14 protein-coding genes and 5 tRNA genes are annotated in these 14902 nt (G+C 62.0%); 6 read left to right on the forward strand and 13 right to left on the reverse strand.

What is annotated here, in order from left to right; translation table 11 throughout:
- Positions 1-41: 41 nt before the first annotated feature.
- The 3 genes from K3557_RS10865 to K3557_RS10875 form a co-directional block, all read right to left on the reverse strand.
- Positions 42-830, reverse strand: coding sequence for a phosphodiesterase (locus K3557_RS10865; RefSeq protein WP_259993844.1), 789 nt, complete (start codon positions 828-830; stop codon positions 42-44).
- A gap of 8 nt (positions 831-838) precedes the next feature.
- Positions 839-2056 (reverse strand): N-acetylmuramoyl-L-alanine amidase, encoded by a 1218-nt coding sequence (locus tag K3557_RS10870; RefSeq protein ID WP_259993845.1) that lies wholly within the window; start codon positions 2054-2056, stop codon positions 839-841.
- A 74-nt stretch (positions 2057-2130) separates the two neighbouring features.
- Entirely contained in the window at positions 2131-3276 is a 1146-nt protein-coding gene (locus K3557_RS10875) for a pyridoxal phosphate-dependent aminotransferase (protein ID WP_259993846.1), read from the reverse strand.
- Between the two features lie 22 nt (positions 3277-3298).
- Here K3557_RS10875 and K3557_RS10880 point away from each other — a divergent pair, with 22 nt between their 5' ends.
- Both K3557_RS10880 and K3557_RS10885 read left to right on the forward strand, forming a co-directional pair.
- Positions 3299-4654, forward strand: coding sequence for a M48 family metalloprotease (locus tag K3557_RS10880; protein ID WP_259993847.1), 1356 nt, complete (start codon positions 3299-3301; stop codon positions 4652-4654).
- Complete coding sequence (locus K3557_RS10885) at positions 4651-5415, forward strand: DsbA family protein (RefSeq protein WP_259985273.1); 765 nt, start codon at positions 4651-4653, stop codon at positions 5413-5415. The genes K3557_RS10880 and K3557_RS10885 overlap by 4 nt, the downstream gene beginning before the upstream one ends.
- 133 nt (positions 5416-5548) lie before the next feature.
- Here K3557_RS10885 and ispG read toward each other — a convergent pair whose 3' ends face one another.
- The 3 genes from ispG to hemA form a co-directional block, all read right to left on the reverse strand.
- Entirely contained in the window at positions 5549-6676 is a 1128-nt protein-coding gene (gene ispG, locus K3557_RS10890) for a flavodoxin-dependent (E)-4-hydroxy-3-methylbut-2-enyl-diphosphate synthase (RefSeq protein WP_259993848.1), read from the reverse strand.
- 114 nt (positions 6677-6790) lie between these two features.
- Positions 6791-7996, reverse strand: a complete 1206-nt coding sequence (locus K3557_RS10895) for a helix-turn-helix domain-containing protein (protein ID WP_259993849.1) — start codon at positions 7994-7996, stop codon at positions 6791-6793.
- Positions 7997-8125: 129 nt separating this feature from the next.
- The gene (hemA, locus tag K3557_RS10900) at positions 8126-9349 is read right to left on the reverse strand and encodes a 5-aminolevulinate synthase (protein WP_291737749.1); all 1224 of its coding nucleotides are present in this window, start codon (positions 9347-9349) and stop codon (positions 8126-8128) included.
- Between the two features lie 386 nt (positions 9350-9735).
- On the opposite strand from hemA, the gene K3557_RS10905 reads away from it, so the two are divergent.
- From K3557_RS10905 to K3557_RS10920, 4 genes are all read left to right on the forward strand, one after another.
- A complete protein-coding gene (locus K3557_RS10905; protein ID WP_259993850.1) occupies positions 9736-11127 on the forward strand; it encodes a dipeptidase in 1392 nt (463 codons plus the stop codon).
- Between the two features lie 167 nt (positions 11128-11294).
- A complete protein-coding gene (locus K3557_RS10910) occupies positions 11295-11786 on the forward strand; it encodes a hypothetical protein (RefSeq protein WP_259993851.1) in 492 nt (163 codons plus the stop codon).
- A 375-nt stretch (positions 11787-12161) separates the two neighbouring features.
- Positions 12162-12383, forward strand: coding sequence for a hypothetical protein (locus K3557_RS10915; protein ID WP_129371299.1), 222 nt, complete (start codon positions 12162-12164; stop codon positions 12381-12383).
- 53 nt (positions 12384-12436) lie between these two features.
- Positions 12437-12826, forward strand: coding sequence for a nuclear transport factor 2 family protein (locus K3557_RS10920; protein ID WP_259993852.1), 390 nt, complete (start codon positions 12437-12439; stop codon positions 12824-12826).
- A gap of 40 nt (positions 12827-12866) precedes the next feature.
- Here the strand turns inward: K3557_RS10920 and K3557_RS10925 are convergent.
- From K3557_RS10925 to K3557_RS10955, 7 genes are all read right to left on the reverse strand, one after another.
- Positions 12867-12943: transfer RNA gene (locus K3557_RS10925), tRNA-Asp, on the reverse strand.
- An 80-nt stretch (positions 12944-13023) separates the two neighbouring features.
- A tRNA-Asp gene (locus tag K3557_RS10930) sits at positions 13024-13100 on the reverse strand.
- Positions 13101-13182: 82 nt separating this feature from the next.
- Positions 13183-13259, reverse strand: a tRNA-Asp gene (locus K3557_RS10935).
- Positions 13260-13459: 200 nt separating this feature from the next.
- Positions 13460-13535: transfer RNA gene (locus K3557_RS10940), tRNA-Val, on the reverse strand.
- Positions 13536-13611: 76 nt separating this feature from the next.
- Positions 13612-14181 (reverse strand): histidine phosphatase family protein, encoded by a 570-nt coding sequence (locus K3557_RS10945; RefSeq protein ID WP_259993853.1) that lies wholly within the window; start codon positions 14179-14181, stop codon positions 13612-13614.
- A gap of 115 nt (positions 14182-14296) precedes the next feature.
- Positions 14297-14371: transfer RNA gene (locus K3557_RS10950), tRNA-Val, on the reverse strand.
- Positions 14372-14384: 13 nt separating this feature from the next.
- On the reverse strand, positions 14385-14831 hold the full coding sequence (locus tag K3557_RS10955) for an HU family DNA-binding protein (RefSeq protein WP_259993854.1): 447 nt from the start codon (positions 14829-14831) through the stop codon (positions 14385-14387).
- Positions 14832-14902 lie beyond the last annotated feature (71 nt).

Here is a 14902-nt window from a genome sequence, read left to right on the forward strand (position 1 = left end):
ATGGGAGAATTCTAGCACAATTCCCCGCCCTGTGCGGTGTCTTACGTGGCGGGAGCACCCAAGCCGTAGTCACAGAACTGGCATTGCTGCAGGGTCAGCCCGCCTGGGCTGTGCTCCAGCACCGTCAGCGCCGGGGCCTCGGCGGCGGGTCTGAAGCTGCTCCAATCCCAATCAGGGCACGGTGGCGGCGCCTGGTAAAGCACTGATTTTGCGGTGGTAAAGGAAATGCCCTGCGCTGTGCCTGAACAAGGCCGGTGCACATGCCCCGCCAGCAGATGCAGCACGTTGGGGTGACCGGCAAGCAACGCCAGCAGCGCGTCCCCGTTTCGCAGATTGTCCGGATCCAGCATCGGCAGCCCCAGCATCATCGGCGGGTGATGCATGGCCAAGATGGCGGGCCGCCCGTTCAGCGCGTCCAGCTCTGCCTTTAGCCAACCCATCCGGTCTGCGCAAAGAACGCCCGCCGCGGCGCCCGGAATCAGCGTATCCAGGCACAGCACAGAAAGATCCCCGAAATCGCACCGGTATTGGATAAAACCAGGCATTGCGGTCTCCGGCAACGGCAGCACCGCACGCAGCGCCGCCCGGTCATCATGATTGCCGGTCATTGGCAGAACCGGCATCGGCAAGCCGTCAAGAAACCCCTTCAACGCCTTGTAATTCTGCATCGTTCCGGTTTCCACCAGGTCGCCGGTGATCAGACAGGCGGCGGCATCCGAATGGTGCTCGGCAATAAAGTCTACGGCAGCCTGCAGCCGCAGACGCGGGTCGTGGCCCAGCACCAGCCCCTCAGCCTCGAAATGCAGATCGGACATCCATATCAGTTTCATCGCTGCCCCTATTGCCGCACCAGCGTGCGGCGGGCGTCGTCCTGGGCGCGCCAGGTGATCAGCCCGTTCAGAATGCCGCGCGCAGCCTTGGCCCGCCAATCCGGATCCACCAGGTTCTCAAGGTCCCGCTTGCTGGACAGAAAGCCGATCTCCACCAGAACGGAAGGAATATCAGCCGATTTCAGCACCGAAAACCCGGCCGAGCGCAGCGGCCGGTTGTTGATCGGCCGCCCCTGCCCCCGCAGCCCGTCAATCAGCGCCGTCGCCAAGGCATCACTGCGCGGCTGGGTTTCCTGCCGGGCCAGATCCAGCATCACCGCCGTCACCTTGTCGTCTGCTTCACTCAGGTCGGTGCCCGAAAGCAGATCACCGCGCAGGTGCCGCTCTGCCAGCTTAGCCGAGGCCACATCGGAGGCTTCTTTGGACAGCGTATAAACAGTCGAGCCATGCGCCCGGCCCTCGGAAATCGTGTCGGCATGCAGCGAGATGAACACATCCGCCCCGGCCTGATGCGCCATGGCAATGCGCCGCTCCAGCGAAACGAAATAGTCGTCGTCGCGGGTCATCTGCACGGTGAACTGGCCGGACCGCAGCAGCGCCTCGCCCAGCTCCCGCGCGAATTGCAGCATCAGGTGTTTTTCAATGACCACTTCGGTCTCCGCCCCTGGGTCGATGCCGCCATGTCCGGGGTCAAGCATCACCAGGAGCGGTGCATTTTCATCGCGCGCGCCCTTGCCCGGCATGGTTTGCGGCGCAGGCAGATCCCAGCGCGGATCCTGCGGAGCGCCGGCGCCGGCAGCAAACTCTTCCGCCGTGGCAGGCGCAAGCGATACTGCCAGCCGGGCGGCGGCGGTCACCTGATCAACTGTCATTGCTGCGGTGGAAACCTTCATCGGCTCTGCCAGCTGCAAAACCAAACGCGACCAGCCCGGCACATAGGTGCCAAATTGCGCCGTGGTGATTTGCTCGCCCTGCAGCAAGGTCTCCGCCGTCAGCCCGGTCCAGTCGACTTCCTGGAAGTCCAGCACTAGCCTTGGCGGCTCCGCCAGGGTGAACAGCCGGTACGGCACCCCTTGGCTGAGGCCCAGAACCACCTCGGTGCCCCGCCCGGCATCGCGGACCCGGCTGGCGTCAGCATCAATGCGCGCCAGCCCGCTGAAGCCTTGCGCCCAGGCGCCGCCTGCCAGCAGCCAGATCAGCGTGATGAAGGAAAGCAGTCTGCCCATGCCCGAACCCCGGTTCTTGGTTTTCGGCGCAGACTAGGCAATTCCGCCCGGATTGAAAATCCGCCTTTCAAAGGTCAGCCGCGCGCGGCCATGAATTTCTCCAGCCGCGCCAGTCCTTCTTCGATATCCGCCGTCGATCGCGCATAGGAGAACCGCAGTGTCGTTGCCCCCCGGACAGGGTCAAAATCCAGCCCCGGCGTCACCGCAACGCCTGCCTTATCAAGGATTTCCGCGGCAAAGCTGCGGCTGTCCGCGGTCAGGTCCGACACGTCGGCATAGACATAAAACGCCCCGTCCGGCGGTGCGATTTTGGTGAAACCGGCCTTGGGCAGCCCGTCCAGCATCAGCTGGCGGTTCTTGGCGTAGACGGCCAGATTCTCCCTCATCTCATCCTCGCAGTCCATCGCAGCAAGTGCCGCCACCTGACTGGCGTGCGGGGCGCAGATGAACATGTTCTGGGCGATGCGTTCCACCACCCGCACATGGTCTTCGGGCACCACCATCCAGCCAACCCGCCAGCCGGTCATCGAGAAGAACTTGGAGAAGGAATTGATAACATAAGCCTCATCCGTCAGCTCCAGCGCGGAGACCGCCTTCGCCTCATACTCCAGCCCGTGATAGATCTCGTCGGAGATAATACTGGCCCCCTCACCCCGCGCCGCATCGATCAGGGCGCCCATCGCGGAATGGTCCAGCATGGTGCCGGATGGATTGGCGGGCGAGGCCACCATGAGGCCCGCCAGATCCTGCCCCTTCAAATCGGCAGCCACGGGTTGCAGCCGGTTTTCCGGGGCTGTCTGGATGTCCACCGGCGTCAGCCCCAGCGCCTTGAGGATCTGCCTGTAGGACGGATACCCCGGCGCGCCGATCCCCACCCGGTCGCCGCTGTCAAAAAGTGCCGTGAAACTCAGCAGAAAGGCGCCGGAGGAGCCCGGTGTTACGATCACCCGATCCGGATTCAGATCGACGTTATACCAGTCGCCGTACAGCCGCGCGATGCGCTGGCGCAATTCCGGCAGACCCAAAGCAACAGTATAACCCAAAGCATTGTTTTCCAGCGCATTCCCCAGCGCTTTCAAGGCACCGGAGGGCGCCCCCGTCGATGGTTGGCCCACCTCCATATGGATGATATGGCGGCCTGCTTCCTCGGCCTTGCGGGCGGCCTCCATCACGTCCATCACAATAAACGGATCAACCCTGGATCGGCTTGAGTTTCGCATTCTGATCTCCCATGGTGCGCGCATGAGTTTTGACCGTTTCTTCCGGCTGGCGTCAATCCCGGCTCTTGTGCTTTGCGCGCTGTTTCAATTTGCTGCGGCGGCGCAAGCGGCGTCGATCTCGCTGCTGCGCGATCCGGATATCGAGCACGGGCTGAACCGGCTGGCAGCACCGGTGCTGCGGGCCGCGGGACTGAATGCAAACCGGGTCCGGATCCTGCTGGTCAACGATTCCGCCTTCAATGCCTTTGTCTTGGATTCGCGAACGATTTTTGTGAATTACGGGCTGATCCTCAAGGTGACCTCCCCCGAGATGCTGCAGGCAGTAATCGCCCATGAGGCCGCCCATATCACCAATGGCCATCTGGCGCGGCGGATGCAGAACCTGCGCTCAGCCAGCAGCGCTGCCGGTTTAGGCGTGGCGCTTGCGGTTCTGGCTGCGGCGGCGGGTGCGGGCGACGCCGCGGGCGGCATTGCCATCGGCACGCAGAATTCCGCGCTGCGCGGGTTTCTGTCCCATACCCGCGCCGAAGAAAGCTCGGCCGACCGTTCTGCTGCGGATTACCTCAACCGTGCCGGCATCAGCCCGCAGGGGCTGGTCGATCTGCACCGCGCCTTTGCCGGTCAGGAAGTGCTGAGTGCCGGCAGTCAGGACCCCTACACCCGCTCGCACCCGCTTAGCCGCGACCGTATCCGCGCCGCGCAAGCCTATCTCGCGGCGCATGGCGACAAGGGCCGGGCCAGTGCCGAGGCGCAATACTGGTTCGCCCGGGTGCGCGGCAAGCTGTCGGGGTTTACCCGCGCCCCGAAATGGACGCTGCGCCGGGTGCGCGAGGAACAGTACAAAGACGTGCGCCTGATGCGCGAAGCCGCCGCCTATCACCGGCAGCGAAATTTGAAGAAAGCCCTCAAGGCGGTAAATGGCGCGCTGGCGGTCCGGCCCTCCGACCCCTTCTATCATGAATTGAAGGGACAGATCCTGATAGAGAACCGGCAATGGGGCGCCGCATTGGCGGCCTATGGCCAGGCGGTGAAACTGGCCCCCAAGGACCCGCTGATCCTTTCCGGTTACGGGCGTGCGCAGCTGGCCGCGGGCCAGCCGAAAGCGGCGCTGCAATCCATGGAACGCGCCCGCGCCATTGATTTCCGCAATCAGGTGCTGCTGCGCGACATGTCGCTGGCCTATGCCAAGACCGGCCAGCGCGGCCTGGCCGCGCTGGTCACCGCCGAACGCTATGCCTTGCAAGGGCGTCTGGATGACGCCGGAATTCATGCCAAACGGGCTGTCGCCCAGCTGCCTGCAGGATCCGCCGCCGCGCGGCGGGCACAGGATGTGCTGACGGCCTATGAACAAGCTCAGAAAAGGAAAAGACGAAAATGAAACCCTTTACCCGCGCCGCCACGGCGGCAGCCACCGCCCTCGCGCTGCTGAGCACCCCGGCGCAGGCGCTGGACCTCAGCAATATGTCTGACGCCGAACGTGAGGCTTTTGGCGAACAGATCCGTGCCTATCTGCTGGAGAACCCCGAGCTGATCCTGGAAGCGGTTGATCTGCTGGAACAGCGCCAGCAGCAGGCCGAGGCTGTCCGCGATGACACGCTGGTCACAGATAATCTGGCAGAGCTGCAGAACGATGGCTATTCCTGGGTCGGCGGCAATCCGGACGGCGACATCACCCTGGTTGAGTTCATGGATTACCGCTGCGGCTACTGCCGCCGGGCGGCCCCCGAGGTGGAAAAGCTGGTGAAAGGCGACGGCAATATCCGCCTGGTGATCAAGGAATTCCCGATCCTCGGCGAAGCCTCGGTGCTGTCGTCGCGCTTTGCCGTGGCATCCAAACTGGTGGCGGGGAATGACGCCTATAAGCAAGTGCATGATGCGCTGATTGAATTCGGCAGCGAGCCGAACGAGGTGGCTTTGCGCCGGATCGCGGACGGGCTGTCATTGGATGGCGATGCGATCTTTGCCAAGATGGACAGCGAAGAGGTGACGGCCGAACTGCGCCAGACCCGAGCGCTGGCACAGAAGATGGCAATCTCCGGCACCCCGACCTTTGTGCTGGGCAATGAGCTGCTGCGCGGTTACCTGCCCGCCGACCAGATGGAGATCATAGTGGCTGAAATCCGCGACCAGCAGAGCTGACGCCCGACGTCGAACCAGCGGAACCGGGGCTCTGCCCGCCGCCATTAGGCTTGAACCAATGGCGCACCAATGGCAGCCCCGGAATATTTTTGCAAAGATGAAAAAGCGGGCAACCTGACGCAGGCCTGCGAGGTTATTCCGCAGCTTGGGCGGCCATTTCCGCTTCAATTTCCGAGGCCTTTTTCTCGACCTCTTCAACGATGTGGTCGACCATCTGTTCGTTGGACATCTTGTGGCTGGCCTTGCCCGCCAGATAGACCATGCCCGCACCCGCGCCGCCGCCGGTGAAACCGACGTCGGTCATCAGCGCCTCACCCGGACCGTTCACCACACAGCCGATGATCGAAAGGCTCATCGGAGTGTGGATGTGGGCAAGCCGTTCTTCCAGCGCTTCCACCGTCTTGATCACGTTGAACCCTTGGCGCGCGCAACTGGGGCAGGAGATGATATTGACGCCGCGGTGGCGCAGGCCGAGGGATTTGAGGATCTCAAAGCCGACTTTCACTTCCTCCACCGGATCGGCAGAAAGGCTCACGCGCAAGGTGTCGCCGATGCCCATCCACAAGAGCTGGCCCAGGCCGATCGCCGATTTGATGGTGCCGGAGACAAAGCCGCCCGCCTCGGTGATGCCGAGATGGATCGGCGCGTCGGTCGCCTCTGCCAGCTGCTGGTATGCGGCGGCTGACATGAAGACATCCGAGGCTTTCACCGAGATCTTGAATTCGTGGAAATCATGGTCCTGCAGGATGCGGATATGGTCGAGGCCGGACTCCACCATCGCTTCCGGGCAGGGCTCACCGTATTTATCCAGGAGGTGTTTTTCCAGCGACCCGGCATTCACCCCGATGCGGATCGAGCAATTGTGGTCCTTCGCGGCTTTGATCACCTCGGCCACCCGTTTTTCGTCGCCGATGTTGCCCGGGTTGATGCGCAGGCAGGCGGCACCTGCCTCGGCAGCCTCAATCCCGCGTTTGTAGTGGAAATGGATATCGGCCACGATCGGAACCGGGCTTTCGCGCACAATCTCCTTCAGCGCCTTTGAGGACGCCTCATCCGGGACCGAGACCCGGACCAGATCCGCGCCTGCCTCAGCCGCGGCCTGGATCTGGGCAACGGATCCCGCCACATCGGTGGTCAGCGTGTTGGTCATCGTCTGCACCGCAATCGGGGCGTCGCCGCCGACGGGCACATTGCCGACATGGATCTGGCGGCTTTTGCGGCGCTCGATATGGCGCCAGGGGCGGATGTGGTTGATCGACATGAGGAATGCGTCCCGGCTGGATCCTGTTAGCAGCTAGATACGTGCTGATAGGCGGCGCTGCAATGGCAGCCCGCCTCTTGCGGCGGGATTCGCCGGGCACATTTGCGGCAACAGCTACTCGGCCGGCTGGTCCGCCTGCAGCTCGGCTACCAATGTTGCCAGTGCTTCATTGCTGCCATCGGCCAGATCAGCCAGTGCAAACCGGTTGGTGATCGCGTCCATCGACAGGTCGATGTTCTTGGATACCTGGCCGCGTTCGCCGACCGGGCCGAAATGTTCGCCGTTCACCGCAAAATAGATTGCACTGCTTTCGCCGGTGCGCAGGCGCGGGGCATCTTCGGTCAAAGGCACCTCAAACCGCTGGCCTGCGTCCATGATGGTTTCCAGGATCACGCTGCCATCTGCCGCAGTGACCTGCACCCAGGACGGGCGCACCGCAACCATTTCAACGCCCGGCTTAACCTCGGCCACAACCTGCGGCACCAATTGCAGCGGCCCCCCGCCCTCATAGGGCAGGCTGGCTTCGGCAAAGGCCAGCGAGGGCACTTCGGGCGCAGCAAAGTTGCCCAGCGTGGCCGGATCCAGGGTCGAAATCGGTGCATCGCGCGCCACCAGCACAGGCACATCCAGAGCCTGCGGGCGGTAAAGCCGGTCCAGCGCCTCAGCTGCCGGATCCTGCGCGTCCCCGGCTGCATTCAGAACTGCGCTGTTCAGCGGATCAAGGTCAGCCAGCACCGCAGGAGTTTGATCCACTGGTGCGAACTGCACCTGCTGCACCTCTTTCAAGACGGCCCAGCCACCATAACCGATGCCGCCGATCAGCGCTGCCAGCACCATCAGCGAGCCGACGGCCCGCGGTTCGATCTGGCTGAGGAAACTGCTGGGGGCGGGAATAAACGGTGTGTTGGGCGAGGCAAAAGCATCGCCGCCCAGCCCGGTGGATGTGACTGCCTGGGCGGCGCCGCCTTTGGTCCGGCTGGAAGCTTCGGCAGACATGCCATGGGCAACAGTAAATCCGCTTTCGGTGCAGAAATCCTGAAAAGCCTCTTCTGCGTCCATATTCAGATAGCGTGCATAGGAACGCACATACCCGGCGATAAAGCCGGGCGTGTCAAAGGCGGAAGGGTCTGAATTCTCGATTGCGGCGATGTAGGACGCCTTGATCCGCAACTCGCGCTGCACATCCAGCAACGACTTACCCATCGTTGCCCGCTCACCGCGCATTATGTCGCCGAGCTTCAACTCGAAATCGTCAAAACCCTTCGGCTCTGCCGTTCCGCCATGCTCTTCTTGCTTGCGCTGGGTGAAGCGCCCGATCATGCCTGCTGTCCCATTTTTGCCTGCCGCAATCTGTTCAGGGCGGTGAAAGAATCACAATTGCGACTCAGATCCGCTCATTGATTAGCAACAGCGTAACACACCGAAGGTAAATTTACACTGATCAGTATGTTACCCGGCAAGTTCGGCACGATTCAGCGCACAATGCGACCACAATGCGTCCATCGCCTGGACCAGCGCGTCGATTTCCTTGGGGCCGTGCACCGGCGACGGGGTAAAGCGCAAACGCTCGGTACCGCGCGGCACAGTCGGGTAATTGATCGGCTGCACGTAGATGCCATAGTCCTCCAGCAGATGGTCGGACAGCACTTTTGTGTGCACCGGGTTGCCGACAATCACCGGCACGATGTGGCTGCCATGATCAATGATCGGCAGGCCAAGACCCTTAAGCCGCAATTTCAGCACCTTGGCCTGGTCCTGATGCTTGTCGCGCAGATCCTGCGCGCCCTTCAGATAGGCAACCGAGGCCGCCGCCCCTGCCGCAACCGACGGCGCAAGCGAGGTGGTGAAGATGAAGCCCGGCGCATAAGAGCGGATCGCGTCGCACATTTTGGCCGAGGCCGCGATATAGCCGCCCATCACGCCGTAGGCCTTGGCAAGCGTGCCGTTGATGATGTCAATGCGGTGGGCCAGACGGTCGCGCTCTGCCACGCCGCCGCCGCGCGGGCCGTACATGCCAACCGCGTGGACTTCGTCGATATAGGTCAGCGCGCCGAATTCATCAGCCAGGTCGCAAAGGGCCTCAATCGGGCCGAAATCGCCATCCATCGAATAAATCGATTCAAAGGCGATCAGCTTGGGCGCCTTGGGGTCATCGGCTTCCAGCAGCTCGCGCAGATGCGCCGCGTCATTGTGGCGGAAGATACGCTTGGCGCCGCCATTGCGCCGCACGCCCTCGATCATCGAGGCATGGTTCAGCGCATCGGAATAGATGATGAGGCCGGGGAACAGCTTGGGCAGAGTGCTCAGCGTGGCGTCATTGGCGATGTAAGCCGAGGTGAACAGCAGCGAGGCTTCCTTGCCATGCAGATCCGCCAGTTCGGCCTCCAGCTGCTTGTGATAAACCGTAGTGCCGGAAATGTTGCGGGTGCCGCCGGAGCCTGCGCCGGTCGAATCAATCGCATCATGCATCGCCTCCAGCACAACCGGATGCTGGCCCATGCCCAGATAGTCATTGCCGCACCAGACGGTGATGTCCTGTTCGCCGCCGTCCGGACGGGTCCAGACCGCATGCGGGAAATGGCCCTTCTTGCGCTCGATGTCGATAAAGGTCCGGTAGCGGCCCTCGTCGTGAAGGCTGGCAATCGCTGCATCCAGTTTCGCGGTATAGTCCACCGGCATCTCCATGGCTTCATGCGGCCCCAGGGGCACGCGGGCTGTGTAAAGGGCACGGCCTGTCGGCGATGCGGCCACATTCACGGTCCGGAATGATTACCGCAGGCACCCCTTTTGATCAACTGCATACGCGCCGCCCTAGGTGCGCAACATTGATGCAGGTCAAATAAAACTTAAACAGAGGCTGGGCAAGGACAGCTGCGGCCAACCTGTGGCCGTTTGCGTCGTATATGCCGCGTGTTCAGGCGTCACTATGCGCAGGATCGGAAACCTGCCGCCCTGGAAAAACAAGCGAAACCCCGCCCTTCCCCCACTGGCCCCTGTTCCGGACCGCTGTTAGGGTCCGCGTCAAATTGCCCGCAACCGGACACGCAGGAGAATGAAAGATGGCACTGAATGATGTTCTGGACCGGATCGACACAGAGCTGGACGCCGCCACCGAACGGCTGATGGACCTGCTGCGGATCCAATCGATTTCCACCGATCCCGCCTTTAAGACCGACTGTGATAAAGCCGCCGACTGGCTGGTGGCCGATCTCAACGCCATCGGTATCAAGGCGAAAAAGCGCGAAACGCCGGGCCATCCGATGGTGGTCGGTCATGTGGGCGAGGAAAACACAGACGCGCCGCATGTGCTGTTCTACGGCCATTATGATGTGCAGCCGGTCGATCCGCTGAACCTTTGGAACACCCCGCCGTTTGAACCGCAACTGGAGGAAACCCCGAACGGCACCGTGATCCGCGGCCGCGGATCCTCGGATGACAAGGGCCAGCTGATGACCTTTGTCGAGGCCTGCCGCGCCTGGAAGGCCGTGAACGGCTCCCTGCCCTGCCGCATCACCTTTTTCTTTGAGGGCGAAGAAGAATCCGGTTCCCCCTCGCTGATCCCCTTCATGGAGGCCAATGCCGAGGAGCTGAAGGCCGACCTCGCGCTGATCTGCGACACCTCGATGGTGTCGCGCGGGGTGCCGTCGATCTCTTCGCAGCTGCGCGGCATGCTGAAGGACGAATTCACCATCGTCGGCCCGCGCATCGACTTGCATTCGGGCCACTATGGCGGCCCCGGCCTGAACCCGCTGCGTACACTCTCGGAAATTGTAGCCTCCTTTTATGACAGTGACACCGGGCGCGTGGCCGTCGAGGGTTTCTATGACGGCGTGCATGAGGTGCCCGAGGACCAGCTGCGCCAGTGGAAGAGCTGCGGTTTTGACGAATCCGAATACCTGAGTTCGGTCGGCTACTCGCAGCCGCACGGCGAAAAAGCCTATTCTACCCTGGAACAGCAATGGGCCCGCCCGACGCTCGAGGTGAACGGCCTCTGGGGCGGCTACAACGGGGCCGGCTCCAAAACCGTGATCCCGTCCGAGGCGCACTGCAAGATCACCTGCCGCCTAGTCGGCGACATGGACCCTGACGCGCTGCGCGACAAGATTCGCAAACACGTCGAGGACCGCCTGCCTGCGGACGCATCGGTGCGCTGGGACAACGACCTCGAAGGCTCCCGCGCCGCAGTGATGAACATCACCCGCCCCGAATTTGAGGCCGCCCGCGGCGCCCTGTCGGACGAATGGGAGCGCGAGGCCGTATTCTGCGGTATGGGCGGTTCGATCCCGATTGCCGGCTTCTTCAAGTCGATCCTGGACATGGACGCGATGCTGATCGGCTTTGCCAATGACGACGACGCCATCCACTCGCCGAATGAGAAATACGACTTGAAGAGCTTTCACAAGGGCATCCGCTCCTGGGCCCGTGTCCTGGACGCCCTATCGCGCAAGTAACCCCAGTTTCGGGCGGTGCATTTCGAAGCCCCGCCCGGATACTCCAATCCGGACACCGCGAAGCGAGCCGGACAACGGGAAGCAGGCATAAACTCTCTCTTTAAGACGTGCGCAATACTTGCGGCAGTACTGGCACCGCTTCTCCCCGCTCCGCCCGGTGCCGCCCAGTGCCACCGGAGAAAAGGCTCGGCCAGGCCGGTAAGGCGGTTTTCGTTGGCGCTACCGGTTTCCTGGCGCGCAAGGCACAGCAATCGGGTGCAGCCGTCGCCGCAGCCTTCTTTTCCAGCGGAAGGCGGGCCAAAGCGGTTCCAGAGTCCACCGATGACAAGCTGGCCCGGCTGTTTTCAGGCACAAACTGCGCGGTTTCCCTGAACCGCCGCCCCGGCCAGGCCAAGGCCTATGTCTTCACTACCCCCGAAGACCTGGACGCCTGCCTGCCACGGCAGTTTCTTCTCGTGGCCGGTCTGCTTCCTTTCGAAGGCGAAACACCAAGCGCCTTGAACCTCAACTTCAATTACACCAAGGCAACCTTGGCAGACATCGCGTTTTTGCGGATCCTCTATTACATCAGAAAAACGCCGTACCTTGCCCGGCTGGAACTGCGAACCGCTGCCAACCGGATGTTTGACCTCTACGACTTCAGCACACGGCTGCAATAGCAGGCGACGCCGCACTCCCGCCCGTCATCAAGCCTCATGCGAGGCCTTCTTCCCGTTGGGTCTGGCGCCGCTTGCGCGGCGCGCGCCGTGCCTTGGCACGGCGCCAGACCCAAGGCTTCCAGCGGTATCTATGATGCCGCCGGAAAGGCGCGGGAGCGCTCTGTTTCCGTCGGCCCCATGCAGAATGGGTGACACCGTGCAAAATTAGCGCTGCAAGCAACGCTAACGCCACTAGCAGGATGTTCCCTGGGCACGGATTGCGTTTTTACCCTTGTTTTCCTCGCGTCTCCCTATCGGCTTAACCGTTGGTTATCCGAACCATCCGATACTGCATGTGATTTCTGCCGCGACAGCGGACCACGATGGAGACAGCAGATGGCACAAAGCAGATTCAACCGCCCGCCCGGTTTCGAAGGCAACCAGACCGATCCGGAAGAAAGCTACCGCGCCGGCTATCAGCACGGCACCCGCGTGATGCTGCGGTATCTGGAAACCATCCCCAAGGCAGACCTGGAACGCCTCAAGAAATGGGTCGATTTCGAACTCACTGGCTGGCGCCACGACACCGGCGCGGACCCGAATCCTCCGGCTCTTTGATACCCCGGCCCCGACCGCTTGCACCTGATGCGCCAGTTCGCCAATGTGGCGCCATGAAGGAAAAGAATATGACCGAAGGCCCGCAGCTGGCCGAAATCCTTACCCTGGAAACCAAGGTCTGGGAGGCGCTTGTCTCTGGCGACCCCGAGGCAGATGGCCGGATGCTGTCGGAGGACTTCCTAGGTGTCTATCCCAGCGGCTTTTCGGGCAAGGCAGGCCATTGCGATCAACTGAAGGACGGGCCGGTAATGGCGCAATTCCGGCTGAGTGATGCGCAGCTGCGCGTCATAACAGAACAGGCTGTACTGCTGTCCTACCGGGCGCGCTACCGTTCCTCAGGCAGCTCATGCTGGCAGGTCATGCTGATCTCCTCGCTTTGGGAAAAAAGCGCGTCAGGCTGGCTCAACACTTTCAGCCAGGACACTCCGGAAACAGCCGTATAACCACGGTACAGCTGCGTTCATACCTGAAATTGAGAGAAAGTGGCGCGGTTGACGGGGCTCGAACCCGCGACCCCCGGCGTGACAGGCCGGTACTCTAACCAGCTGAGCTACAACCGCGCATTTGCCTTTCGGCGGCCGTCTCCGGCCAGTCTTCCCCTCCGGGGCGGACCCTGCAATGCCAGGGCGGCAGGCGAAAGTGGCGCGGTTGACGGGGCTCGAACCCGCGACCCCCGGCGTGACAGGCCGGTACTCTAACCAACTGAGCTACAACCGCATTTTCGCCTTTCGGCAGATTGTTTCCAATCCAGTTCCCCTCCGGGGCGGATCCTGTTTTACCCCAGGATGAGGTGCAGCGGTGGCGCGGTTGACGGGGCTCGAACCCGCGACCCCCGGCGTGACAGGCCGGTACTCTAACCAACTGAGCTACAACCGCCCGCTGCACGTTCAGCATCGCTGCTGAATGTTGGGCTGTAATATTCCCACCCCTTAGAACCGTCAAGAAGTGTTTTGCCTTTTTCGGGACTTTCCCTCAAAAAAAAATCGCCCCCCCGGCAACCCTTTGAAACAGATGGCAAAAATCCAAAGACTACGCGCCTATCGGTATCTTAGCGCGGTCAATCTGCAAGGTGGGGATGGTGGGTCGTGAGAGGCTCGAACTCCCGACATCTTCGGTGTAAACGAAGCGCTCTACCAACTGAGCTAACGACCCGGTAAGCGGGGATTTAGACAATGCCGCCGGGCAGCGCAAGAGAAAAAACAAAGATTTTTCCACCCTGCCCGCCGGATCACTCCAAAACGGTTTCCATCCCGTTTTCCAGCACATAAACGCACCCCTGCCCGTTCGGCAGAGCCGCCATGCTGTCGCGGGGCAGGCCGCAGATGATACCGCGCATCACCTGCCCCAAAAGCCCATGCGCCACCACCACAGACGGCCCGGTCAGCGACAGCATGAAGTCCAGAATGCGGCCATGAAATCTGGCATAGCCTTCGCCGCCGGGGGCCTCGCAGAACAGGTCCAGGTTCCGCGGATTGGCGCCATGGATCTGCGGGTAACGCTGCGCGACCTCCTGCAGCGTCATCCCCTGAAACACGCCGGCAAAGGCCTCTGCCAGGCGCGGATCGGTCACAAATGGCGCCCCTCTCAACGCGATATCCGCTGTCTGCTGGGCACGGCCCAGCGGGGACGCATAGCAGGCCGGTTTCTGCTCCAGCACAGGCGCCATCAGACCGGCCTGCCGGCGGGCATGTTCAATGCCCAGCGGTGTCAGCGGCGATTCCAGCTGACCTTGAATGCGGTGCTCTGCATTCCACTCGGTCTGCCCGTGTCTCAGCAGCCAGATTTTTGGAAATTGCATCACATGCCCCCTGCCCGGTTCTATCGCCAAATTGGTAGCGGCAAGCCGGGGACAACGAAACCCCGCAAACAAGAAAAGGCGCTTAACCGGTACCGGGAGCGCCTTTTGAAGAGAATGGTGGGTGATAAGAGATTTGAACTCCTGACATCTTCGATGTGAACGAAGCGCTCTACCACTGAGCTAATCACCCGTGAGGCAGGCTTTTACCCGTCCGATGCGGCCTCTGCAAGAGGGTCATTGGAAGAATTTCCGGCTTCCCCGGAATTTTCTGCCGTCGCGTTTTTTGCGACGGCCGGCTGGCGCAGTTTGCATACGAACACTTTGCCATTGCTGCGTTCCTGGCTGCGGTTGATGCGCAGTTTCCCGAACGGCTTGAGGTTCAACTCACGGCCTTCGGCCACGGCCTCGCCCAGCAGCGCCAGAACCGCCTCAACCACCGGCTTTGCGTCTCTCTTTTTGACACCGGAGCGTTCGACTGCCAGCTCCACCAGTTCCTTCTTGTTCAGTTCCGGTGCGGCAACAATCGGTGAAGCGGCTGTTACAACCACGGGTTCTGGTGCAGCAGACGCTTCGGATGACGGGTTGGCTTCCGGCGCGTGCCGCTGCATCGGTGCGTTCACATCTTCAGGTTCGCCTGTCTCAGGTTTCACAGCAGCCGTCCTGGCGGTGGATGCCTTCAGCGTGCCTGCCTTGCGGACAGGTGGCTTGCCTTCGCCGGACT

Origin of the sequence: Leisingera sp. M523, assembly GCF_025141335.1 — a bacterium.
In the GTDB taxonomy this organism is placed as follows: domain Bacteria; phylum Pseudomonadota; class Alphaproteobacteria; order Rhodobacterales; family Rhodobacteraceae; genus Leisingera.